At 40.5% G+C, this 24,002-nt stretch carries 22 protein-coding genes; 15 read left to right on the plus strand and 7 right to left on the minus strand.

Features of this window, described 5'->3' with window-relative positions:
- Positions 1-81: 81 nt before the first annotated feature.
- A complete protein-coding gene (glyS, locus tag A6E06_RS01705) occupies positions 82-2,148 on the minus strand; it encodes a glycine--tRNA ligase subunit beta (protein ID WP_065594539.1) in 2,067 nt (688 codons plus the stop codon).
- A gap of 2 nt (positions 2,149-2,150) precedes the next feature.
- Positions 2,151-3,083 (minus strand): glycine--tRNA ligase subunit alpha, encoded by a 933-nt coding sequence (gene glyQ, locus A6E06_RS01710; RefSeq protein WP_023604442.1) that lies wholly within the window; start codon positions 3,081-3,083, stop codon positions 2,151-2,153.
- 218 nt (positions 3,084-3,301) lie between these two features.
- On the opposite strand from glyQ, the gene A6E06_RS01715 reads away from it, so the two are divergent.
- Positions 3,302-4,549, plus strand: coding sequence for a valine--pyruvate transaminase (locus tag A6E06_RS01715; protein WP_065594540.1), 1,248 nt, complete (start codon positions 3,302-3,304; stop codon positions 4,547-4,549).
- Positions 4,550-4,761: 212 nt separating this feature from the next.
- Here the strand turns inward: A6E06_RS01715 and ibpA are convergent, their stop codons facing one another.
- The 5 genes from ibpA to dnaA form a co-directional block, all read right to left on the minus strand.
- A complete protein-coding gene (gene ibpA, locus A6E06_RS01720) occupies positions 4,762-5,196 on the minus strand; it encodes a small heat shock chaperone IbpA (protein ID WP_065594541.1) in 435 nt (144 codons plus the stop codon).
- A 422-nt stretch (positions 5,197-5,618) separates the two neighbouring features.
- Positions 5,619-8,036, minus strand: coding sequence for a DNA topoisomerase (ATP-hydrolyzing) subunit B (gene gyrB / locus A6E06_RS01725; protein WP_065594542.1), 2,418 nt, complete (start codon positions 8,034-8,036; stop codon positions 5,619-5,621).
- Positions 8,037-8,053: 17 nt separating this feature from the next.
- The gene (recF, locus tag A6E06_RS01730; protein ID WP_065594543.1) at positions 8,054-9,133 is read right to left on the minus strand and encodes a DNA replication/repair protein RecF; all 1,080 of its coding nucleotides are present in this window, start codon (positions 9,131-9,133) and stop codon (positions 8,054-8,056) included.
- Between the two features lie 13 nt (positions 9,134-9,146).
- Positions 9,147-10,247 carry a DNA polymerase III subunit beta gene (dnaN, locus tag A6E06_RS01735; protein ID WP_065594544.1) on the minus strand — a complete coding sequence of 367 codons (1,101 nt, stop codon included), beginning with the start codon at positions 10,245-10,247 and terminating at the stop codon, positions 9,147-9,149.
- A 31-nt stretch (positions 10,248-10,278) separates the two neighbouring features.
- Positions 10,279-11,685, minus strand: coding sequence for a chromosomal replication initiator protein DnaA (gene dnaA / locus A6E06_RS01740; protein WP_065594545.1), 1,407 nt, complete (start codon positions 11,683-11,685; stop codon positions 10,279-10,281).
- 294 nt (positions 11,686-11,979) lie between these two features.
- Between dnaA and A6E06_RS01745 the strand changes: the two genes are divergently transcribed.
- From A6E06_RS01745 to A6E06_RS01805, 14 genes are all read left to right on the plus strand, one after another.
- Positions 11,980-12,732 carry an amino acid ABC transporter substrate-binding protein gene (locus A6E06_RS01745; protein ID WP_065594546.1) on the plus strand — a complete coding sequence of 251 codons (753 nt, stop codon included), beginning with the start codon at positions 11,980-11,982 and terminating at the stop codon, positions 12,730-12,732.
- Positions 12,733-12,881: 149 nt separating this feature from the next.
- The gene (locus A6E06_RS01750; protein WP_065594547.1) at positions 12,882-13,553 is read left to right on the plus strand and encodes an amino acid ABC transporter permease; all 672 of its coding nucleotides are present in this window, start codon (positions 12,882-12,884) and stop codon (positions 13,551-13,553) included.
- Positions 13,550-14,287 carry an amino acid ABC transporter ATP-binding protein gene (locus A6E06_RS01755; protein ID WP_065594548.1) on the plus strand — a complete coding sequence of 246 codons (738 nt, stop codon included), beginning with the start codon at positions 13,550-13,552 and terminating at the stop codon, positions 14,285-14,287. Before A6E06_RS01750 ends, A6E06_RS01755 begins: the two co-directional genes overlap by 4 nt.
- Before the next feature lie 186 nt (positions 14,288-14,473).
- Complete coding sequence (rpmH, locus tag A6E06_RS01760; protein ID WP_065594549.1) at positions 14,474-14,608, plus strand: 50S ribosomal protein L34; 135 nt, start codon at positions 14,474-14,476, stop codon at positions 14,606-14,608.
- 16 nt (positions 14,609-14,624) lie between these two features.
- On the plus strand, positions 14,625-14,978 hold the full coding sequence (gene rnpA / locus A6E06_RS01765; protein ID WP_012548914.1) for a ribonuclease P protein component: 354 nt from the start codon (positions 14,625-14,627) through the stop codon (positions 14,976-14,978).
- The gene (gene yidD / locus A6E06_RS19495) at positions 14,945-15,202 is read left to right on the plus strand and encodes a membrane protein insertion efficiency factor YidD (protein WP_081091604.1); all 258 of its coding nucleotides are present in this window, start codon (positions 14,945-14,947) and stop codon (positions 15,200-15,202) included. The genes rnpA and yidD overlap by 34 nt, the downstream gene beginning before the upstream one ends.
- Positions 15,203-15,204: 2 nt before the next feature.
- On the plus strand, positions 15,205-16,830 hold the full coding sequence (gene yidC / locus A6E06_RS01770; RefSeq protein WP_065594550.1) for a membrane protein insertase YidC: 1,626 nt from the start codon (positions 15,205-15,207) through the stop codon (positions 16,828-16,830).
- 97 nt (positions 16,831-16,927) lie between these two features.
- Complete coding sequence (mnmE, locus tag A6E06_RS01775) at positions 16,928-18,295, plus strand: tRNA uridine-5-carboxymethylaminomethyl(34) synthesis GTPase MnmE (RefSeq protein ID WP_065594551.1); 1,368 nt, start codon at positions 16,928-16,930, stop codon at positions 18,293-18,295.
- Positions 18,296-18,353: 58 nt separating this feature from the next.
- Positions 18,354-18,788 (plus strand): FMN-binding protein MioC, encoded by a 435-nt coding sequence (mioC, locus tag A6E06_RS01780; RefSeq protein WP_065594552.1) that lies wholly within the window; start codon positions 18,354-18,356, stop codon positions 18,786-18,788.
- 422 nt (positions 18,789-19,210) lie between these two features.
- Positions 19,211-21,100, plus strand: coding sequence for a tRNA uridine-5-carboxymethylaminomethyl(34) synthesis enzyme MnmG (gene mnmG / locus A6E06_RS01785; RefSeq protein WP_065594553.1), 1,890 nt, complete (start codon positions 19,211-19,213; stop codon positions 21,098-21,100).
- A gap of 1 nt (position 21,101) precedes the next feature.
- On the plus strand, positions 21,102-21,731 hold the full coding sequence (gene rsmG, locus A6E06_RS01790) for a 16S rRNA (guanine(527)-N(7))-methyltransferase RsmG (protein WP_065594554.1): 630 nt from the start codon (positions 21,102-21,104) through the stop codon (positions 21,729-21,731).
- 15 nt (positions 21,732-21,746) lie between these two features.
- Positions 21,747-22,544: a ParA family protein gene (locus A6E06_RS01795; RefSeq protein WP_065594555.1), complete on the plus strand. Its 798-nt coding sequence runs from the start codon at positions 21,747-21,749 to the stop codon at positions 22,542-22,544.
- Positions 22,537-23,427, plus strand: coding sequence for a ParB/RepB/Spo0J family partition protein (locus A6E06_RS01800; RefSeq protein WP_065594556.1), 891 nt, complete (start codon positions 22,537-22,539; stop codon positions 23,425-23,427). The genes A6E06_RS01795 and A6E06_RS01800 overlap by 8 nt, the downstream gene beginning before the upstream one ends.
- Before the next feature lie 183 nt (positions 23,428-23,610).
- Complete coding sequence (locus tag A6E06_RS01805) at positions 23,611-24,000, plus strand: F0F1 ATP synthase subunit I (protein ID WP_065594557.1); 390 nt, start codon at positions 23,611-23,613, stop codon at positions 23,998-24,000.
- Positions 24,001-24,002 lie beyond the last annotated feature (2 nt).

Here is a 24,002-nt window from a genome sequence, read left to right on the forward strand (position 1 = left end):
AACCTCTAACTTTCGAAAACACGATATTTAGACAAAAAAATACCCCGCCATAGCGAGGTATTTCATCAGATATATGAATTTCTATTTTTGAAGAAGAGAAATATCAGCAATATCTAAGAATAAGTTACGTAGCTTATTCAGTAACGTTAAACGGTTAAGCTTAAGTGCTTCATCGTCAGCCATTACCATTACACCATCAAAGAACGCATCGACAGGCTCACGTAGCTCAGCTAGGCGGCTTAATGCTTCTTGATAATTACCAGCCATAAATACTGGCTCTAGTGCTTCCGCTAGGATCTCTACTTTCTCAGCCAATACTTTCTCTGCGTCTTCTTGAAGAAGAGCAAGATCGATTTCTTGAGCCAGTTCGCCATCGAATTTCGCAAGGATATTACCTACACGCTTATTCGCTGCCGCTAGAGACTCAGCCGCATCTAATTCACGGAAGTGAGATACCGCTTTAACACGTTGATCAAAATCAGCAGGCTTAGTCGGACGACGAGCAAGTACCGCTTGAATGATGTCTACGCTGAAACCTTCATCTTGGTACCATGCACGGAAACGGCCTAACATGAAATCAATCACATCAGTGTCTACGTTTGCATTCGTTAATTTATCGCCAAACAAAGATTGTGCTTTAGCAACAAGGTCAACTAAATCTAAGTTGTACCCTTTTTCAACGATGATACGTAGGATACCCAACGCGGCACGACGAAGTGCAAATGGATCAGAACCTTTAGGAGCTTGACCAATACCGAAGATACCCACAAGCGTATCTAACTTATCAGCCATTGCTACTGATGCAGACACATCCGTACTTGGTAGATCATCACCCGCGAAACGAGGCATGTATTGCTCGTAAAGTGCTAATGCGACTTGTGCATCTTCACCATCGTGAGTTGCATAGTGCATACCCATAACACCTTGAGTATCTGTAAATTCAAATACCATTGATGTCATTAAGTCACACTTAGCTAAAAGACCAGCACGCTGAGATTTCTCAACATCCGCACCGATTTGCTCAGCGATGTAGCCAGCTAGCTCAGTAATACGGTCTGTTTTATCTTTGATCGTACCCAATTGCTTTTGGAAGATAGCTTGCTCTAATTCAGGTAGACGGTCGATAAGCGGACGCTTACGGTCTGTATTGAAGAAGAATTCAGCATCAGCAAGACGTGGGCGAACCACTTTCTCATTACCTTCGATAATATGACGAGGTTCTTTCGATTCGATGTTAGTAACAAAGATGAAGTTAGGAAGTAGGTTCTTCTCTTGGTCGTACACAGGGAAGTACTTTTGATCGCCCTTCATTGTGTAAACCAACGCTTCAGAAGGAACATTCAAAAACTCTTGTTCAAACTTAGCGGTTAATACCACTGGCCATTCAACCAAAGACGTTACTTCTTCAACCAAATCATCTTCTAGATCCGCAATACCACCCACCGCTTCTGCTGCTTTTTTAGCACCAGCAAGGATGATCGCTTTACGCGCATCGTAATCAGCCATTACTTTGCCGCGTTCTTCTAAGATCGCAGGGTATTGGTCAGCAGAATCAATCGTAAACTCGCTTTCACCCATGAAACGGTGTCCACGAAGAGTACGAGCAGAAGCAACACCTAAGATAGTGCCTTCAATCAATTCTTCACCCAATAGGATTGTCAGTGTTTTCACCGGACGAATAAATTGAATGTCTGAGTTACCCCAACGCATTGCTTTAGGAATTGGTAAGCCAGCTAATGCTTTTGCTGCTAATTCAACAACAAGCTCTTGTACTGGTTTGCCTTTCACGGCTTCTTTATGAAGTAGCCATTCGCCTTTGTCTGTTTTTAGACGCTCAGCTTGTTCAACCGTAATACCATTACCGCGAGCCCAACCTTGAGCTGCTTTGGTTGGATTACCGTCAGCATCAAACGCAGCAGCAATAGCAGGGCCGCGTTTTTCAACAACCTTATCAGCTTGACCTTCAGCCAATTTAGACACTTTAAGCGCTAAACGACGAGGTGTTGCGTACCATTTGATGCCTTCGTGATCTAAACTTTCAGCTTTAAGGCCAGCTTCAAAATTTGCAGCAAACGCTTCCGCTAATGAACGAAGCGCTTTCGGTGGAAGCTCTTCCGTACCAAGTTCGATTAAAAAATTCTTCGCCATGATTACTTCTCCTCTGTCGCTGTTGGTTTAGTAGAGCGACACATTGGGAAGCCTAGCGCTTCACGTGATGCGTAGTATGCTTCTGCAACCGATTTAGTTAGGTTGCGAATACGAAGAATATAACGCTGACGCTCTGTTACAGAGATCGCTTTACGAGCATCTAACAGGTTGAATGCATGGCCTGCTTTTAGAATGCGCTCGTACGCTGGAAGCGGTAATGGCTTTTCAAGCTCAAGCAATTCTTTACATTCTTTTTCACACTGATCGAAGAATCCAAATAGGAAATCAACGTCTGCGTGTTCAAAGTTGTAAGTCGATTGCTCTACTTCATTTTGGTGGAAAATATCACCGTAAGTAACTACGCCTTGAGGGCCATGGTTCCACACAAGATCGTAAACCGAATCTACTTCTTGAATGTACATAGCAAGACGTTCGATACCGTAAGTGATTTCACCAGTAACAGGTTTACACTCAAGACCACCCACTTGTTGGAAGTAAGTAAATTGCGTTACTTCCATGCCGTTTAGCCAGATTTCCCAGCCTAGACCCCAAGCGCCCAATGTTGGGTTTTCCCAGTTGTCTTCTACGAAACGAATATCATGAACAAGCGGATCGATACCAAGCACTTCTAAAGAACCTAAGTACAGCTCTTGAATATTATCTGGAGAAGGCTTTAACGCTACCTGAAATTGATAGTAGTGCTGCAGACGGTTAGGGTTTTCACCATAACGGCCATCCGTAGGACGACGAGATGGTTGAACATAAGCGGTTGCCATTGGCTCTGGGCCAAGTGCACGCAGACATGTCATTGGATGAGATGTACCTGCACCCACTTCCATATCTAATGGCTGTACAATCGTACAACCTTGTTGTGCCCAATAATCCTGCAGCGCGAGGATCATTCCCTGGAAGGTTTTGATATCGTATTTTTGCATAATTTAATTCGCGCGATGGTTGATAAATATAACCAAGAAGTATACCTCGCTGACCCCTTTGGGAGTAGCAAAAATAAGCACTTTATGAAAAATCACGTTGAGTTTACGGCCTAAGGAGTGAAATAAGGGCTTATCTTGGCTCTTTATCTCTGTTTGGTGTTGAGGTATGTTGTTAAAACAATCAGTACATCCACTCTCTAATTATCACGGTAGTCGTAATGAAGTTTACTCAATTTGGCGAAAAATTTACTCGTTACAGCGGGATCACCCAACTAATGGATGACCTAAATGATGGCCTACGCACCCCAGGCGCAATCATGCTCGGTGGCGGTAACCCAGCAGGCATTCCCGCCATGCTCGACTACTTTAAAGACGCCTCACAAAAAATGCTCGATTCAGGTGAATTGGTAGCAGCAATGGCCAATTACGATGGTCCACAAGGTAAAGACAGCTTTGTGAAAGCGCTAGCTAGCCTACTTAAAGAAACCTACGGTTGGGATATCAGCTCTAAAAACATCAGCCTAACCAATGGTTCTCAAAGTGCATTTTTTAGCTTATTCAATTTATTAGCGGGTACTTATGCTGATGGATCTAAAAAGAAAATTTTATTGCCTCTTGCGCCTGAATACATTGGTTATGCGGATTCTGAATTAGAAGTTAATAGCTTCATTTCTTATCGTCCAGAGATTGAATTGCTCGACAACGGTTTGTTTAAATACCATGTCGATTTTAGTCAGCTTAACGTTGATGATTCTGTTGGCGCTATCTGTATTTCACGCCCTACAAATCCGACAGGCAATGTAATTACTGATGATGAAGTGATTAAGCTGGATAAGCTAGCGCGTGAAAATAATATTCCCTTAATTCTCGATAATGCTTATGGTACCCCTTTTCCGAATATTATCTTTGAAGAAGTTACGCCATTTTGGAATGAAAACACCATTCTTTGCATGAGCCTTTCAAAGCTTGGTTTGCCGGGCTTACGCTGTGGCATTGTGATTGCCAATGAGAAAATGACGGAAGCGATGACCAATTTAAACGGCATTATCAATTTAGCGCCGGGAAGTATGGGACCTGCTATTGGTCTGCACATGATTGAGTCGGGTGATTTATTGCGTTTAAGTGAAGACGTAATTCAACCCTTCTACCGTCATAAATCTCAAGCTGCCGTTAAGATGCTACAAACGGCGATTACCGATCCTCGTTTCCGTATTCATAAACCTGAAGGCGCGATTTTCTTGTGGCTATGGTTTGATGAACTGCCAATCACAACCATGGAACTGTACAAACGCTTGAAAGCTCGCGGTGTCTTAATTGTCCCTGGGGAATATTTCTTTATTGGCCAAGATGACAGCTGGGATCATGCTCATCAATGTTTACGTATGAACTATGTACAAGATGAAGTCATGATGCAAAAAGGCATCGATATTATTGCAGAAGAAGTGCTGAAGGCGTATTCAGAGTAAATAAAAAGCGGTGAGTTGTGTGCTTATGACTCATTGCTTTTCCATCACCAACAAATGGCAATATCAAGTGTTGAATGAGCATCAATGACAAACAGCATTGGTGATTCCAAAGCAATAAGTCATCACTATTTCTAATACCCGCTGTAATAAAATACAGACACAAAAAAGGCGCTATCACAGCGCCTTCATTTCAAACTTTTACCAAGCTACGATTAGCTTTCCAGTAAATTACTGCCGTTAATGGCAATCTTACGTGGTTGCATCGCTTCTGGAATTTCACGTTCTAAATCAACATGCAGTAAACCATTTTCCATGATTGCGCCCACCACTTTCACGTAATCCGCTAATTGGAATTTACGCTCAAAGTTACGCTCTGCAATACCTTGGTATAAGTAGGTTTTTGTTTCATCAGCATCAGGACGTTCACCACGCACAATCAGCATATTTTCGTGTTGAGTCAAATCGATTTGTTCTTCAGCAAAACCCGCCACCGCCATGGTTATACGGTAGTTATGTTCTGATTTTTGCTCGATATTGTACGGAGGGTAACCGCCATTTGTTTTTGCCGTGTTATTTTCCATTAGATTGAAAAGACGATCAAAACCAATTGCTGAACGGTACAGTGGAGTGAAATCTACATTACGCATAATACTATCCTTTACTTTAAGCAATAGTGAGCACAACTACCCCTAACATGGGTCCTTAGTTGACTCTATCAAATTATAAGACTTTCCATTTTGGACAAGTCATTTTTCAGAAGACCCTTTCGGCATCCCCTTCATAACTAGATATGTGGCTCAGTGATTTTACTTTCAAGAGATGCTGGCTATTTATTTTTCGATTTAAACCAAAAATACCGCTAACCCTCTGAACAATAAATAAAAATAAACCCCAAATTTCAGACAAAAAAAAGCACCGCCAACAGCAGTGCTTTCTAATAACTCTAAATTCTAAGTTGAGATAAATTGCCGCTGTAATCGCTTAGTTCAAGGAGAAGGCGCGGAGCTTATGAATATAAGCGAGCACCTTCGACGCAGAAATTAGTGATTACAGCAAATATTTACTCAGCTTAGACGTCTAAGTTAGCAACGCGTAGTGCGTTTTCTTCAATGAAGTTACGACGCGGCTCAACATGATCACCCATTAGCGTAGTAAACAACTCATCCGCACTTACTGCGTCATTAATCGTTACTTGCATCATACGGCGAGAATCAGGATCCATCGTTGTTTCCCAAAGCTGCTCAGGGTTCATCTCACCTAGACCTTTGTAACGTTGTAAGTAAACGCCACGACTAGAGTCTTTAATTAACCATGCAATCGCTTCATCCAATGTTTCTACTGGTTGCTTACGCTCACCACGTTGTGCGTAAGCGCCTTCTTCAATCAGACCATTAAGCATTTCTGATAAATCAGCGATACGACCGTACTCTTTCGAGTTAAGCAGATCGGCACTTAATATGTGTTCGTGTTGAACACCGTGAGTACGAACAACAAGCTTAGGCTGATGAATATTTAACTCTTCGTTAAAGTCTAGAGCTGCGTTGTATTGGCTTGCACCGACTTCATGCTCGTTAAGTTCAGTCACTAATGCTTCAGTCCATGCTTGAACTGTCGCTTCATTAGCACACTCATCTTGAGTTAGACGAGGCGTATAAATCAAACGATTCAATAGCGCTGATGGGTAACGACGACTCATGCGCTCAATTAATTTAACCACACCATTGTATGTACGAATTAAATTCTCAAGCTCTTGACCAAAGATCGATTCATCTGGATTAACAAATAACGCCGCATTGTCTAACGCTTGTGTAATTTGGTATTCACCCTTCGCTTCTTCATCTTTAAGATATTGCTCTTGTTTACCTTTTTTCACTTTGTAAAGTGGTGGTTGAGCAATATAGATGTAGCCACGTTCAATCAGCTCAGGCATTTGACGGTAGAAGAAAGTCAAAAGTAGAGTACGGATGTGAGAACCATCGACATCGGCATCGGTCATGATGATAATGTTGTGGTAACGCAGTTTATCCGGATTGTATTCGTCACGACCAATACCACAACCTAATGCAGTAATTAGCGTACCAACCTCTTGAGAAGAGATCATTTTATCAAAACGTGCTTTTTCTACGTTTAGAATTTTACCTTTAAGCGGAAGGATCGCTTGGTTTTTACGGTTACGTCCCTGCTTGGCTGAACCGCCAGCAGAGTCCCCTTCCACTATGTATAGTTCAGATTGTGCAGGATCTTTTTCCTGACAATCAGCAAGCTTACCAGGAAGACCTGCGATATCTAACGCGCCTTTACGACGAGTCATTTCACGAGCCTTACGAGCGGCTTCACGAGCACGAGCCGCATCAATGATTTTAGAACAAACCATTTTAGCTTCGCCTGGGTTTTCCGCTAAGAATTCAGCTAATTTTTCATTCATTGCTGATTCAACCGCAGACTTCACTTCTGAAGAAACCAGTTTGTCTTTAGTTTGGCTTGAAAACTTAGGATCAGGCACTTTAACAGAAACAACGGCTGTTAGGCCTTCACGAGCATCATCACCTGACGCTGATGATTTTGCTTTCTTAGAAAAGCCTTCTTTGTCCATGAACGAGTTCAAAGTACGCGTTAACGCAGAACGGAAGCCAGATAAGTGAGCACCACCATCGCGTTGTGGGATGTTATTGGTATAACAGAAAATGTTCTCTTGGTAAGAGTCATTCCACTGCATCGCTACTTCAACAACAATACCGTCTTCTTTACGCTCGGCATCAAAATAAAATATTTTCTGATGTACTGGTGTTTTGTTACGGTTCAAATGAGTAACAAACGCTTTAATGCCGCCTTCAAACATGAAGTGATCAGATTTATCTTCTTCACGCATGTCTTGCAGACGGATAGATACGCCAGAGTTTAAGAAAGAAAGCTCACGTAAGCGTTTCGCTAGAATGTCATACACAAATTCAATGTTTGCGAACGTTTGATCACTAGGCCAAAAACGGATTTTAGTACCCGTAGTATCAGTTGTACCAATAACGGCTAATGGCGCTTGAGGAACACCATGACAATAAATTTGTTGGAAAACTTCGCCTTTACGATTAATCGTCAGCTCAACTTTCTCTGATAATGCGTTTACAACTGAAACACCAACACCGTGAAGGCCACCCGATACTTTGTATGAGTTATCATCAAACTTACCACCAGCGTGAAGTACCGTCATGATAACTTCTGCAGCAGATACGCCTTCTTCTTCGTGAATTTCAGTTGGTATACCACGACCGTCATCACTTACAGAAACAGAGTTATCTTCATGAATCGTAACTATGATGTCGCTACAGTGACCAGCAAGAGCTTCATCGATTGAGTTATCGACAACCTCAAACACCATGTGGTGAAGACCAGTACCGTCGTCGGTGTCGCCGATATACATACCCGGACGCTTACGTACTGCATCCAGACCTTTTAGTACTTTAATACTCGATGAATCATAATTTTCTGACATGAGTTACTCTCGCGTTTTTATCCTTGGGCTATTTTGCCATGTTCTATCTCAAACATCTTGCTTTCTTCATCATGCATATCTGCAATCTGTTCAGCAGTAATTGAACTAATAAACACCTGAGCCTTTGTCTGCTTCAAATATTGAGCTAACAATTGACGGCGGTGACTATCCAGTTCAGAAGCAAAATCGTCTATTAAATAGATGCACTGTTTTCCTGTTGCTTCTGTTAAATGCTGCCCTTGCGCTAATCGTAACGCGCATACCATCAACTTAAGTTGACCTCTGGACAACACATCTTCAACAGGAGTGCCTGCAACTTTAATTCGTAAGTCGGCTTTATTTGGGCCGCCGACGGTATAACCCAGCTGTTTATCTCGCTCAAAATTTCGTTTAAGCAATTCCGCGTAAGGAGTCTCTCTCTCCCAACCTCGGTAGTATGACAGCTTTATGTCGAATTCTGGTAAGAATGCCTGACATATTTGTTGAGTTGCTTCAGATATGTGATTGATATAATCCACTCGCCACTGATCAATTTTCTCAGCTAGCTGTGCAAGTTCCAAATCCCAGTAACTCAACTCTCGATAACTTTGTGCCGTTTTTAATAACGCATTTCGTTGTTTGGTTAACCGTTTAACCCGGCTCCATGCATCGTAAAATGCAGGTTCCACGTGAAACACTCCCCAATCAATAAAGGCACGACGAAACTTAGGACCATCGGTAACTAATTCAAACCCCTCAGGGTGAATAAGTTGAAGTGGTAAAACCTTGGCTAATTGTGCCAGTTTTTGTCCACTTTCTCCGCCTATTTTTACTTCAGTTGTGCCATCTCTCTGTTTATTTATGCCTATTGGCAATTCAAACTGTTCTGGCGTAGTAAATCGACCATGAATAAAAAGCTCGTCACAGCTATTTCGAATAATTCGACCTGTTAACGAGCTTTTAAAAGAACGCCCGTGTCCGAGCAAGTATATCGCTTCAAGGACACTGGTTTTCCCACTTCCATTAGGACCGATAACAAAATTAAAGCCGGTAGATAATTGAATATCACACGTTTCAATATTGCGAAAATCATTAATAATTAAACGTGATAACGGCATCTATTTTTGTCTTTTACAGACGAATTGGCATAACAACATATTGCGCTTCATCATTCGCACAATCTTCCACTAATGCACTCGCATTTGCGGTTGTCATCGAAATTCGTACTCGTTCACATTTCAACGTATTAAGTACATCTAGTACATAGCTAACGTTAAAACCAATTTCAATGTCTTCACCTTGGAAATCGACATCTAAAATTTCTTCCGCTTCTTCTTGCTCTGGGTTGTTCGCTGTAATACGCATTTGGTTGTTTGCCAAATTAACACGAACACCTCGGAATTTTTCATTCGATAAAATAGCAGCACGAGCAAACGCTTGACGCAATTCGTCACAATCGGCTTCTAGTGTTTTATTACTACTTTGCGGCATTACACGGCGATAATCAGGAAAACGACCATCTACAAGCTTAGACGTAAATACAAAATTATTTACTTCAGCACGCACATTTGAATTACCAAACTGTAACGTAACACTCTGTTCTGGCGAGTCAAGAAGACGAACTAGCTCTTGAATACCTTTGCGTGGCATGATCACTTGTTGTTCAGGTAGTTCTGACTCAACGGGCATATTACATACTGCCATTCGATGGCCATCTGTCGCTACTGAACGGAAAATATTACCTTGAGTTTCAAACATCATACCATTAAGGTAATAACGAACATCTTGGTTCGCCATCGAAAACTGTGTACTTTCTATTAGCTTACGCAGTTGAGCTTGAGATAGCGTGATCTCAACTTCACTCTGCCAACCTTCAATATTAGGGAAATCATTCGCAGGTAAGGTCGCCAATGTGAATCGGCTACGACCCGAACGCACTAAAACACGATCGCCTTCTAATGCGATCGTAATATTTGCGCTATCAGGTAACCCGCGACAAATATCAAGGAACTTACGAGAAGGAACCGTAATTGTACCGGCTTCAAAATCCCCTTCTAATGTGATTTTACTGATCAATTCTACTTCTAAATCGGTTGCGGTCATAGACAACTGACCATTTTCTACCTGAAGTAAGATATTACCTAAAATTGGCAATGATGGACGGCCACCAAGGGCACCAGATACTTGTTGCAGTGGCTTTAATAGCAAGCTGCGTTCAATAGAAAATTTCATAATACTCGTTTATTTAAAAGTAGATAATGACTTACGATGACAAAGTTCGAATCAAGTTGGAATAGTCTTCTTTTATATCATGACTCTCTTCACGAAGCTGAGCTATTTTTCGACAAGCGTGAAGTACCGTTGTATGGTCTCGGCCACCAAATGCATCACCGATCTCGGGTAAGCTATGGTTAGTTAACTCTTTTGATAGCGCCATTGCAAGTTGGCGTGGACGAGCAACCGAGCGAGAACGACGTTTAGATAATAAATCCGCCATCTTAATTTTGTAGTATTCCGCTACGGTTTTTTGAATATTATCAATCGTCACTAGCTTTTCTTGAAGCGCTAATAAATCTCGTAGGGCTTCTCGCACAAAATCAATCGTAATTGCACGACCAGTAAAGTTTGCATTAGCAATAACACGGTTAAGAGCACCTTCTAATTCACGTACATTAGAACGTAAACGTTTTGCTATAAAGAAGGCAACTTCATCTGCTAGGTGAATCTGATGATCTTCTGCTTTCTTCATTAAGATAGCAACCCGAGTTTCTAATTCTGGCGGCTCAATCGCAACGGTAAGACCCCAACCAAAACGAGACTTAAGACGATCTTCTACGCCGTTAATTTCTCTTGGGTACTTATCCGAAGTCAAAATGATTTGTTGATTACCTTCCAATAACGCATTGAAGGTATGAAAGAATTCTTCTTGAGAACGTTCTTTATTTGCAAAAAATTGAATATCATCGATTAATAATGCATCGACACTACGGTAATAACGTTTAAATTCTTCAATCGCATTATTTTGTAGAGCTTTAACCATATCTTGTACAAAACGCTCAGAATGCATGTATACCACTTTCGCATCTGGTTTACGTTCAAGAATCGCATTACCTACGGCTTGCAATAAATGGGTTTTACCTAAGCCTGTCCCACCGTATAAGAAAAGTGGGTTATACGCCGTTCCTGGATTATCAGAAACCTGACGAGCAGCAGCCAAACCAAGTTGGTTTGATTTACCTTCTACAAAATTCGTAAATTTATGCTTAGGGTTCACGTTTGAGCGGTGATTTAGATCATCAACAGGCTCTGGTCCTCTTGATTCCCATGGCTTATGCACTGATTGTCGAGCTTGAAGTTGTGCAGGCGCTGATGTAGAAGCAGCAACATCTGCAGCGGTTCTTTTAGGTGCAGGTGGTGCAGATATAGGCTTGCTTCCCACTTCAAAACGTAATGTAGGAACATCGCTACCGCAGAACTCATTTAATAACGAGTTAATGCTATTTAGGTATTTATCACGCACCCAATCCAATACGAAGCGGTTCGGCGCAAATAGCGTAAGGGTATTGTCATTTAATTCAGCTTGCAGTGGTCTAACCCACATGCTGAATTCTGCGGAAGGTAATTCTTCTTGAAGGCGCTGTAAACACTGCAGCCAAAGCGATGAAGACACGGACAACCCCACTCATAATTAATTTTAAAAGGTTGTCGATTTTATACTGTGGATAACTATTGTGCCAGTGTTAGATCGTTGATCCGGTGAATAAGATCGAAGTTATTCACACCGATCACGGTTTTTTACCTAGATCAACACACTTTTTACCCGAGTTATACCCATATTAATCAACAATGATTAAAAAAAATACGTTATTGAGCATTTGGTTATTACAAATAACTAGAGAGTATTTAGACGTGAATCGCAAAAAAAGTATGATAAACCCACAGATGAATAATGGGAGTATCAATCATGAAATGGACAAAAAATATCCTTACTGGATTAGCGTTAACTTTAGCTGCTACACAATTTGCACAAGCAGCCACAGAAGTAAAAGTAGGGATGTCAGGTCGTTATTTCCCATTTACCTTTGTTAAGTTGGACAAACTGCAAGGTTTTGAAGTTGATTTATGGGATGAAATTGGTCGTCGTAATGACTACAAAGTAGAATATGTTACTGCGAGCTTTTCTGGCCTATTTGGTTTATTAGAAACGGGTCGTATTGATACCATTTCAAATCAAATAACAAAAACAGAAGCACGTGAAGCAAAGTATCTTTTTGCTGACCCTTATGTTGTCGATGGCGCTCAAATTACCGTCCGTAAAGGTAATGACAGCATTAAAGGTATTGATGACTTAGCTGGTAAAACAGTAGCTGTGAATTTAGGCTCTAATTTTGAGAAGTTGTTGCGAGATAACGACAAATCGAATCAAATTAACATCAAAACTTATGATACGGGTATTGAACATGATGTTGCTTTAGGTCGTTCAGACGCTTTCGTGATGGATCGTTTATCTGCTGCACAATTGATTAAAAAATCAGGCTTGCCCCTACAACTTGCTGGCGAACCTTTTGAAACCATTGAAAACGCTTGGCCGTTTGTGAAAAATGAAAAAGGTCAAAAACTTCAACAAGAAGTAAATAAAGCTCTGTCAGAAATGCGTACTGACGGTACCTTGGCTGAAATATCTCAGAAATGGTTTGATACTGACGTAACAAAATAACCTATAGTGTATTAAGTAAGCGTTCACTTCGGTAGAGCAATCAAAACCCACTATCACTGTAGTGGGTTTTGTGTTTATTGCTTATCAAAAATATATAGTCAACACTGTTTACTCATCACTTTTCTTATACTAAATAACAGAGAGACATCATGGGATTTGATTTTGCGTATATGATTGAACTCCTACCTATACTATTTAAGTATTTAGGTACGACATTGGAAATGGCGATATGGGGGTTATTCTTTGCACTGGCTCTGGCGTTAGTACTGGCTAACTTAAGAATATTTAAAGTGCCTGTATTGGATCAACTTAGCCAGCTGTACATCAGTTTTTTCCGTGGAACACCTCTGCTTGTTCAATTATTCCTCCTTTATTACGGCTTGCCTCAAGTGTTCCCTATTTTTGTGGGACTGGATGCATTCAGTGCTGCCGTTATTGGTCTAACACTACATTTTGCTGCGTATATGGCAGAAAGTATTCGTGCCGCTATCATTGGAGTTGATCGCAGCCAGATGGAAGCGAGCTTATCGATAGGCATGACAACCTCTCAAGCAATGCGTCGTATTATTCTTCCTCAAGCGACAAGAGTTGCCCTACCTTCATTAATGAATTACTTCATTGATATGATTAAATCCACCTCATTAGCCTTTACGCTTGGTGTGTCTGAAATCATGGCAAAAGCGCAAATGGAAGCGTCTTCCAGCTTTAAGTTCTTTGAAGCATTCTTAGCTGTCGCCCTTATTTATTGGGGTGTCGTTATTATTCTTACCCGAGTACAAACTTGGGCTGAAACTAAACTAAATAAGGCCTATGTACGATGATAAAAATAACGAATCTACATAAAAGCTTTGGTGACACAGAGGTCCTCTCCGGCATCGATTTAACGATCAATAAAGGAGAGATAATTGCTGTAATCGGATCCAGTGGCACAGGTAAGTCAACTCTATTAAGATGTGTGAATTTTCTTGAAGCTGCAGACAAAGGAACCATCACTATTGGTGATGTCAGCGTTGATAGTGAAAAAAATACCAAAGCAGAAATATTAGCTTTACGACGAAAAACAGGCTTTATCTTCCAAAACTATGCCTTATTCTCTCATTTAACCGCACGACAAAATATTGCGGAGGGCTTAATAACTGTCCACAAGTGGAAAACGGCTGATGCACTGAAAAGAGCCCAACAAATATTAGACGATATAGGCCTTAGTGATAAAGGCGATAGTTACCCTGCAGCACTCTCTGGAGGGCAACAACAACGTGTCGGTATTGGCAGAGCAATGGCATTAGAAGCTGAGCTACTATTATTTGATGAACCCACGTCAGCACTCGATCCTGAGTGGGTCAATGAAGTGCTAGCATTAATGAAAAAACTGGCAACACAGCACCAAACGATGTTAGTGGTTACCCATGAGATGCAATTTGCGAAAGAAGTCGCCGACAGAGTTATCTATATGGCTGATGGAAAAATCGTAGAACAAGGAACACCAGAGCAAATTTTTGGTTATCCACAGGATCTAAAATTGCAGAAATTCTTGAATCAAGTAGGGATCGCATAAAGATCCTTGCGCTCTCTCTCACAAAAAGTATAATTCATCGTCCGGAAAATACGTGGAACCTCTTATTGACTATTTTTCTGCCAATGATTACAATTCCGCCTCTTTGTTGAGAGGCGTCGGAATGTACGTCCCACGCCGGGTTTAAATTAAACCTAAAAACTACTGATCAGTAATAAGGTAATACCAATGAAACGCACTTTCCAACCTACAGTTCTTAAACGTAAACGTTCTCACGGTTTCCGTGCTCGCATGGCAACTAAGAACGGTCGTAACACAATTAACGCTCGTCGTGCTAAAGGCCGTAAGCGTCTATCTAAGTAATCACCAGATTATTTTGATGAATTACGACTTCTCTCGGGAGTTACGCTTGTTAACTCCCGAAGATTACAAATCAGTTTTCAAGCAAGCTCACCGAGCAGGCTCACCTCACTTCACCATTCTTGCCAGAGAAAACTCACTATCACACCCTCGTTTAGGTCTTGCTGTTCCTAAGAAGCAAATTAAAACTGCTGTTGGTCGCAATAAGTTCAAACGTATTACACGTGAAAGTTTCCGCAATAAGCAACATTCCTTACCTGCGAAAGACTTTGTGGTTATCGCTAAAAAGAGTGCTCAAGAATTGAGTAACGAAGACTTTAACAAGCTACTAGATAAATTATGGCATCGCCTGTCTCGCCCTTCTCGTGGATAGCAATCGGTCTAATCCGTTTTTATCAACTCGTCATCAGTCCAATGATTGGACCTCGCTGTCGATTTACTCCAACGTGTTCACATTATGCAATTGACGCACTAAAGTCACACGGTTTAGTAAAAGGGTGTTGGCTAACTGGCAAACGTCTATTAAAATGTCATCCTTTGAATGATGGGGGCTATGACCCCGTCCCACCCAAGCAGCATAAAGACAGAGAACAATAACGATGGATACCCAACGTAATATTCTGTTGCTTGCACTGGCTTTAGTTTCTTTTTTACTTTTCCAACAATGGCAAGTAGAAACTAATCCGCAGCAACCAGCTACAGTTAATACCGTTCAACAAACTCACACGAATGGTGATGTTCCAACTTCTTCGACAGCAAACAGTGATACTCCAGCAGATTCAGCACAATCTGATAAGCTGATTACAATCACAACTGATGTGCTTACTTTAAAAGTAGATACGTTGGGTGGTGACATCATTGAATCTGTTCTTAATCAATACGATGCAGAATTAGACTCTAAAGCAAAATTCGTTCTTCTTAGAAACGATGCTGATCATAGCTATATTGCTCAAAGTGGTTTAATCGGTCCTCAAGGCATCGATTCAAACACGGGTCGTGCACAATTTACAGCGCAAAAAACAGAGTATGTTTTAGCGGATGGCCAAAACGAATTACGTGTTCCGTTAACATTAGTGAAAGATGGTATTACTTATACTAAAACACTAGTGCTTAAACGTGACAGCTACGCTATTGATGTTGATTACACGGTTGATAACCAATCTTCAGCGCCAGCAACCGTAGAAATGTACGCAAACTTAAAGCAAAACTTATTGGATGACGGTGGCAGCTTAACAATGCCAACGTACCGTGGTGGTGCTTACTCTACTGAAGATACACGCTATAAAAAATACAGCTTTGACGACATGGAAGATAAAAACTTATCTATCGACATGACAAATGGTCAAGGTTGGGCGGGTATGCTACAACACTATTTCGCATCAGCTTGGATCCCACGTAACGTGAATGACGCAACACTAACATCACGTGTTGCAGGCGATTACGGTTACATTGGCGTTCGTATGCCTTCTGTAACAATTCCTGCTGGTCAAGAAGCGACGCTTACAGCAACGCTTTGGACAGGTCCAAAACTTCAACCAGAAATGGCAGCGACTGCTAAATACTTAGATTTAAGTGTTGATTACGGTTGGTTATGGTTCATCGCTTCTCCTCTTCACAAACTACTGTCTTTCATTCACGGTATTGTTGGGAATTGGGGTCTTGCGATCATGTTCTTAACGTTCATCGTTCGTGGTGCAATGTACCCACTAACGAAAGCACAATACACGTCAATGGCTAAAATGCGCATGCTTCAACCTAAGTTGGCAGCAATGCGTGAACGCATCGGTGATGACCGTCAGCGTATGAGCCAAGAAATGATGGAGCTTTATAAGAAAGAAAAAGTAAACCCACTAGGTGGCTGTTTACCAATCGTTCTTCAAATGCCAATCTTCATTTCACTGTACTGGGCACTAATGGAGTCAGTTGAACTTCGTCATTCTCCATTCTTTGGTTGGATCACGGATTTATCAGCACAAGACCCATACTACATCCTGCCATTACTAATGGGTGCAAGTATGTTCTTAATCCAGAAGATGAGCCCAACGACAGTAACGGATCCAATGCAACAGAAGATCATGACATTCATGCCTGTAATGTTCACAGTGTTCTTCTTATGGTTCCCAGCTGGCCTAGTTCTTTACTGGTTAGTATCAAACATCGTAACGTTAATTCAGCAAACTCTGATTTACCGTGCACTTGAGAAAAAAGGCTTACATACTAAGTAAGTTGACTTTCTAAAGAAAAAACAAAAGGCGGCCATTGGTCGCCTTTTTTGTTTTATCGGCTTACAATATGCTCAAGCAATAGACATTAAGAATAATCATGACATTACATACAGACACTATCGTTGCACAAGCAACAGCTCCTGGCCGAGGTGGCGTAGGCATCATTCGAGTATCAGGACCTAAAGCTCAACAAGTCGCTCTAGAAGTGGTAGGAAAGGCCCTAAAGCCACGTTATGCAGAGTACACTCCATTTAAAGATGACAGTGGTCTAGAACTTGATCAAGGCATAGCCCTGTATTTTCCTAATCCACATTCCTTTACTGGTGAAGACGTTTTAGAACTTCAAGGTCACGGCGGCCCTGTTGTCATGGATATGCTCATTAAACGTATTTTGAAAATAGATGGTATTCGTACTGCACGACCAGGTGAATTTTCAGAAAGAGCGTTCTTAAACGATAAAATGGATTTAGCCCAGGCAGAAGCCATTGCCGATTTAATCGATGCAAGTTCAGAAGAAGCCGCTAAATCAGCACTTAATTCACTACAGGGTGTTTTTTCTAAGAAAATAAATACCTTAGTCGAATCGCTTATTTATCTTCGCATTTATGTTGAAGCTGCCATTGATTTTCCTGAAGAAGAGATCGATTTTCTGGCTGATGGAAAAGTTAGCGGTGACCTACAAGGGATCATTGATAATCTAAATGCTGTGCGCAAAGAGGCAAATCAAGGTGCCATCATGCGTGAAGGCATGAAAGTGGTAATAGCAGGACGTCCCAATGCCGGTAAATCAAGTCTATTGAATGCCTTATCAGGTAAAGACAGCGCTATCGTTACCGACATTGCAGGAACCACCCGCGATGTACTTAGAGAGCATATTCATATTGATGGTATGCCTTTACATATCATTGATACCGCAGGCCTTCGTGAGGCCTCTGATGAAGTAGAACGTATTGGTATTGAACGAGCTTGGCAAGAAATAGCCCAAGCTGATCGCGTTTTATTTATGGTAGACGGTACAACAACCGATGCCACTGACCCTAAAATTATCTGGCCAGAATTTCTTGATCGTTTACCTGAGAGCATGGGTATGACCGTGATCAGAAATAAAGCCGATCAAACAGGCGAAGATCTTGGTATTTGCCATGTAAATGATCCGACTCTTATTCGCTTATCTGCAAAAACGGGTGAAGGAGTAGATGCATTACGTAACCATCTAAAAGAATGCATGGGGTTTTCTGGTAATCAAGAAGGTGGCTTTATGGCACGCAGACGTCATCTCGAAGCATTAGAAAAGGCATCTGAACACCTTGATATCGGTCAGCAACAACTTGAAGGCTATATGGCAGGTGAAATTCTTGCAGAAGAATTAAGAATCGCCCAACAACATCTAAGTGAAATTACTGGTGAATTCACCTCTGACGATTTACTCGGTCGCATATTTACCTCTTTTTGCATAGGTAAGTAACACTAAATAATACAAACAATAATGGGCTATTAAGGCCCATTTTTTATAGGGAAAATTCATGAAAAACGTATCTATTATTACAGGAAGCACTCTTGGTGGTGCCGAGTACGTTGGTGATCATCTTGCCGATTTACTAGAAGATATGGACTTTATTACGGATATCCATAACCAGCCTAATTTAGATGAAATAGACAATAATAGTCTTTGGATTCTTATTATTTCCACTCATGGAGCTGGGGATTATCCAGACAACATCAAACCTTTTATCCAACAACTCACAAAAGACACCTTAAACACATCAAAAGTAAGGTTTGCTGTCGTTGCGATTGGTGATTCAAGTTACGACACTTTCTGTGCGGCTGGTAAATCATTACAAAATACCCTCTTAGAATTAGGTTGTATTGAAGAATTTCCACTTTTAGAGATAGATGTCACTCAACATAGTATCCCTGAAGAACCTGCAGAGTTGTGGCTAAAAGAGCATATTTGTTAACAACTCGTTTATTAAGGTAAGTAAAAGTTATTAAATAGGAAACACCTAATATGTGGATAACTATAGATAGATCCAGTGATCAAGTTATAGTTATCCATTGAATAAGATCTACCTCACTCCCCCCTTGTGGATAACCTATCCTTTTATCCTCAGGTCATCCGATCGAAGATCAAAGAAAAGTAACAAGTTTCGATCGATCTAAAGTCTATGATCCAATTGATCATTTATCACTTATCCACAGAGATCGACGATCTATATAATAGATCTAATAAGAGATCTCTTTAAAAGATCTTAAATATATTAATGATCTTTCTTTTTTGAACTTCATCACTTTTTCGTTTCTTTCCAAGCTAGAAAAAGGGTAAAATAGATCTCTTAAGTTAAATTCTTCTAACTCTTTCCATTACACCTAAGGTCTAATCATGTTTTACCAAGAAAACTTTGATGTCATTGTTATTGGCGGTGGTCATGCGGGTACTGAAGCAGCACTTGCTGCAGCAAGAACTGGGCAAAAGACACTTCTACTCACTCATAACATTGACACATTAGGTCAAATGTCGTGTAACCCAGCGATTGGTGGGATCGGCAAAGGCCATCTGGTAAAAGAAGTTGATGCCTTAGGTGGATTAATGGCACAAGCCATTGATCACGGTGGTATTCAATTTAGAACTCTGAACGCATCAAAAGGTCCAGCAGTTCGAGCAACTCGAGCTCAAGCTGATAGAGCATTGTATAAAGCATTTGTCCGTTCAGTATTAGAAAACCAACCAAATCTAACCTTATTTCAACAAGCAGTTGATGATTTGATCATTGAAAATGATAAAGTTATCGGTGCCGTTACTCAAATGGGCCTTAAATTCCGTGCTAAATCGGTTGTATTGACCGCTGGAACCTTTTTAGGGGGTCAGATACATATTGGTATGGAAAACTTCTCAGGAGGTCGTGCAGGAGATCCTTCTTCGATCACTTTAGCGCAACGTTTACGAGATCGTCCATTTAGGATCGGCCGTTTAAAAACAGGTACACCTCCTCGTATTGATGCTCGTACTGTTGATTTTTCAGTATTAGAAGCTCAACCAGGTGACAACCCAACCCCTGTATTTTCATTTTTAGGTAATCGAACTCAACACCCTAAACAAGTAAATTGTTTTATTACTCATACCAATGAAAAAACGCATGATGTAATCCGTAAAAACCTTGATCGTAGTCCAATGTATGCGGGTGTTATTGAAGGAATTGGTCCTCGTTACTGCCCTTCAATTGAAGATAAAGTAATGCGCTTTGCAGACAAAGATAGCCACCAAATCTTTATTGAGCCTGAAGGCTTAACAACACACGAATTATACCCAAATGGGATTTCAACCAGCTTACCATTCGATGTTCAATTACAAATTGTTCAATCAATGAAAGGCTTCGAAAATGCACACATCGTGCGTCCAGGTTACGCGATTGAGTATGATTTCTTTGATCCTCGTGATTTAAAATCAACGTATGAAACTAAGTTTATTGAAGGTTTATTCTTCGCAGGTCAAATCAATGGCACAACCGGATATGAAGAAGCGGCCGCTCAAGGTTTAATGGCTGGCTTAAACGCAAGTCTATTTTCTCAGGGCAAAGAAGGTTGGAGCCCACGACGTGATGAAGCATATATGGGGGTATTGATTGATGATTTATCAACACTTGGTACTAAAGAACCTTACCGTATGTTTACTTCTCGTGCCGAATATCGATTGTCTTTACGTGAAGATAATGCCGACTTACGTTTAACAGAACAGGGGCGTGCTCTTGGTCTAGTTGATGATGTCCGTTGGGCTCGTTTCAGTGAAAAAGTAGAAAATATTGAGAAAGAAAATCAACGTTTAAAAGATATTTGGGTTAATCCTAAGTCTGAAAATATTGATCAAATAAACTCGATCTTAAAAACTCCGATCGTTCGTGAAGCAAATGGAGAAGATCTTCTTCGTCGTCCTGAAGTGACTTATTCATCGTTGATTTCTCTTGAAAACTTTGGACCGGCTATTGATGATCGTCAAGCGGCTGAGCAAGTTGAAATTCAAGTGAAATACGCAGGTTATATTCAGCGTCAACGTGATGAAATCGAAAAATCATTACGTCATGAAAATACCAAACTGCCGTTAGATTTGGATTACAGTAAAGTCAAAGGCCTTTCAAATGAAGTCGTTGCTAAATTAAGTGATGCAAAACCTGAGACTTTAGGGATTGCTTCTCGTATTTCAGGTATTACGCCAGCAGCAATTTCAATTTTATTAGTACATTTAAAGAAACACGGTTTATTAAAAAAAGGTGAGTAACGTGACCGATTTATCTCAACAATTCGATCGTTTGATTGCTCAAACCGATTTAACTGTCTCTGAATTACAAAAAGAACAGCTATTAGGTTATGTAGCTCTGCTTCATAAATGGAACAAAGCGTATAACTTAACATCGGTAAGAAACCCAAGTGAAATGATAATAAAACATATCTTGGATAGCATAGTGGTTAGTCCAAAGTTATCTGGTGAGCGTTTTATTGATGTTGGTACAGGGCCTGGTTTACCAGGAGTACCATTAGCTATCATGAACCCTGAAAAATCATTTACACTGCTTGATAGCTTAGGTAAACGAATTCGCTTTATCAAACAAGTAATTCATGAGCTAAAAATTCACAATGTTATGGCTATTCAAAGTCGTGTAGAAGAGTTTCAGCCTGAAGAAAAGTTTGATGCAGTCCTAAGTCGTGCCTTTGCATCAATGACAGACATGGTGAATTGGTGTCATCATCTACCAAAAGAAGATGGTGTATTTTTGGCATTAAAAGGGATCTACTCAGAAGATGAAGCAAATGATCTTCCTGAATGGTGCTCAGTCAGAGATGTAGTGGCATTGATCGTTCCGGAGTTAGAAGGTGAAAGACATTTAGTCACCTTAACCGGAAAAAAATAATGGAATGAGGTTAATGTGGGAAGAGTTATCTCTATTGCGAACCAAAAAGGTGGCGTAGGAAAAACAACGACAGCGGTGAACCTTGCCGCTTCAATGGCTGCAACAAATCGTAAAGTATTATTGATTGACTTAGATGCTCAAGGTAATGCAACTATGGCCAGTGGCGTAGATAAGTACGATGTAGATGCAACTGCTTATGAGTTGTTGGTTGATGAAGTACCTTTTGAAAAGGTAGTAATAGAGAAAACGTCTGGAGGCTATGATTTAATTGCAGCAAACGGTGATATCACCGCAGCTGAAATTAAATTAATGCAGATCTTTGCGCGTGAAGTTCGTTTACGCAATATGATCTACCCAATTCGTGGTAACTATGATTTCATCTTTATTGATTGCCCTCCCGCATTAAACCTCCTTACAATTAACGCCATGGCTGCGTCTGATTCTGTTCTTGTCCCTATGCAGTGTGAGTATTATGCACTCGAGGGATTAACCGCTTTGATTGATACAATTAGTAAATTAGCGGCTGTAGTGAATGCCGATTTAAAGATCGAAGGGTTATTAAGAACCATGTTTGATCCTCGCAATCGCTTAGCTAATGATGTATCGGATCAATTAAAAAAACATTTCGGAGATAAAGTGTATCGCACTGTGATCCCTCGGAATGTGCGTTTAGCAGAAGCTCCAAGTCATGGTAAACCTGCAATGTATTATGATAAATACTCAAATGGTGCAAAGGCCTATTTAGCCCTTGCCGGAGAGATAATTCGCCGTGACGAAGTTGAAAAAGAAAGGGAAACAGAAATTCATGGGTAACAAACGTGGTTTAGGTAAAGGATTAGACGCCCTATTAGCAACAAGCTCGCTAGCTCGTGAAAAACAAGCGGCAGCAGAACAAAGTGAATCTATTTCAAAGGAGACGCAATTAATTGAATTGGGAATACATCAATTAAATGCAGGTCAATACCAACCAAGAAAAACAATGGAAGAAGAAGCATTAAATGAGTTATCGGCTTCTATTCGTTCTCAAGGTATTATTCAGCCTATCGTTGTACGTCAAATTTCTCATCAACAATATGAAATTATCGCAGGTGAAAGACGTTTTAGAGCTGCTAAGAAAGCAGGATTAAAGCATGTTCCATGTGTCGTTAAAGTCGTTGAAGATAAAGCAGTAATAGCAATGGCTATCATTGAAAATATCCAACGTGAAGACCTTAATGCGATAGAAGAAGCACAAGCGTTAGAACGTTTACAGCAAGAGTTTGAATTAACTCATCAACAGATCTCTGACGTTATTGGTAAATCTAGAACGACAGTTACTAATTTACTGCGTTTAAATGCGCTTTCGGATGAAGTTAAAGCTCTTGTTGAAAATAAATTGTTAGAAATGGGTCATGCGAGAGCATTGTTAGCATTAGATGCTGATTCTCAAATTAATCTTGCTCATTTAGTGATAAAAAAGAAACTAACTGTTCGTCAAACAGAACAGCAAGTTAAAGCTCTTTTAGCACCTAAAAAAGAAGAAAAATTAATAAAACAAGATGTAGAAATGATCGAGATGTCAGATAAATTATCTGCAATGCTTGGTTCTAAAGTTGTGATTAATAGAAATTCATCAGGTAAAGGGAAGTTAACGATTACCTTTGATGAGGTTCACAAATTGGAACAACTTATCGCAAAACTAGAAAGCGAAGTGTGATATAAAATGGTGTTTAAAAGCAAAATTGCATTTTACGGAGTAAAAGTTACTGCTTTGTTCTCATAAATGTAACTTTTTAATGCTATTTGATTGCATTCATATTGGTCCGACGTATAATTTTTGCAAAATCTTCGCTTTATGTTGATTTATATCAAAGCGAAGATGCTTTAAAAGGAAGAATACATGGTAGTTACGCTGGCTAAACCTGGGCGTTTGCTTGCTAAGCGATTGTTATTGATTCAGCTTAGTGTTACTACAGTTATGGCAATAGGGATGAGCATAGCCATTAGTGCTAGTTGGGGAATGTCTGCATTGGTTGGGGGTAGTATTTTTATTATCGCTAATACAGTGTTTTCAAAATGTGCATTTATGTTCAGTGGAGCAAGAGCGGCTAAAATGGTTGCGGCTTTTTTCTATTTGGGTGAAGTGCTTAAAATTCTTATAACAATTGTCTTATTTTCTATTGTTTACGTGTATACGGAGGTGGAACTTGTTCCCCTCAAACTAACCTATTTGCTGGTACTGGGTAGTAATATCTTTGCACCAGTTTTCTTTATTAACAACAGGAAATAGGA

This window comes from Aliivibrio sp. 1S175 (genome assembly GCF_001690985.1).
Taxonomy (GTDB): Bacteria; Pseudomonadota; Gammaproteobacteria; order Enterobacterales; family Vibrionaceae; genus Aliivibrio.

Coding starts and splice junctions, on each gene's coding strand:
- glyS (WP_065594539.1), bottom strand. CDS start 2,148: ATGGCGAAGAATTTTTTAATCGAACTTGGTACGGAAGAGCTTCCACCG.
- glyQ (WP_023604442.1), bottom strand. CDS start 3,083: ATGCAAAAATACGATATCAAAACCTTCCAGGGAATGATCCTCGCGCTG.
- A6E06_RS01715 (WP_065594540.1), top strand. CDS start 3,302: ATGAAGTTTACTCAATTTGGCGAAAAATTTACTCGTTACAGCGGGATC.
- ibpA (WP_065594541.1), bottom strand. CDS start 5,196: ATGCGTAATGTAGATTTCACTCCACTGTACCGTTCAGCAATTGGTTTT.
- gyrB (WP_065594542.1), bottom strand. CDS start 8,036: ATGTCAGAAAATTATGATTCATCGAGTATTAAAGTACTAAAAGGTCTG.
- recF (WP_065594543.1), bottom strand. CDS start 9,133: ATGCCGTTATCACGTTTAATTATTAATGATTTTCGCAATATTGAAACG.
- dnaN (WP_065594544.1), bottom strand. CDS start 10,247: ATGAAATTTTCTATTGAACGCAGCTTGCTATTAAAGCCACTGCAACAA.
- A6E06_RS01745 (WP_065594546.1), top strand. CDS start 11,980: ATGAAATGGACAAAAAATATCCTTACTGGATTAGCGTTAACTTTAGCT.
- A6E06_RS01750 (WP_065594547.1), top strand. CDS start 12,882: ATGGGATTTGATTTTGCGTATATGATTGAACTCCTACCTATACTATTT.
- A6E06_RS01755 (WP_065594548.1), top strand. CDS start 13,550: ATGATAAAAATAACGAATCTACATAAAAGCTTTGGTGACACAGAGGTC.
- rpmH (WP_065594549.1), top strand. CDS start 14,474: ATGAAACGCACTTTCCAACCTACAGTTCTTAAACGTAAACGTTCTCAC.
- rnpA (WP_012548914.1), top strand. CDS start 14,625: ATGAATTACGACTTCTCTCGGGAGTTACGCTTGTTAACTCCCGAAGAT.
- yidD (WP_081091604.1), top strand. CDS start 14,945: ATGGCATCGCCTGTCTCGCCCTTCTCGTGGATAGCAATCGGTCTAATC.
- yidC (WP_065594550.1), top strand. CDS start 15,205: ATGGATACCCAACGTAATATTCTGTTGCTTGCACTGGCTTTAGTTTCT.
- mnmE (WP_065594551.1), top strand. CDS start 16,928: ATGACATTACATACAGACACTATCGTTGCACAAGCAACAGCTCCTGGC.
- mioC (WP_065594552.1), top strand. CDS start 18,354: ATGAAAAACGTATCTATTATTACAGGAAGCACTCTTGGTGGTGCCGAG.
- mnmG (WP_065594553.1), top strand. CDS start 19,211: ATGTTTTACCAAGAAAACTTTGATGTCATTGTTATTGGCGGTGGTCAT.
- A6E06_RS01800 (WP_065594556.1), top strand. CDS start 22,537: ATGGGTAACAAACGTGGTTTAGGTAAAGGATTAGACGCCCTATTAGCA.
- A6E06_RS01805 (WP_065594557.1), top strand. CDS start 23,611: ATGGTAGTTACGCTGGCTAAACCTGGGCGTTTGCTTGCTAAGCGATTG.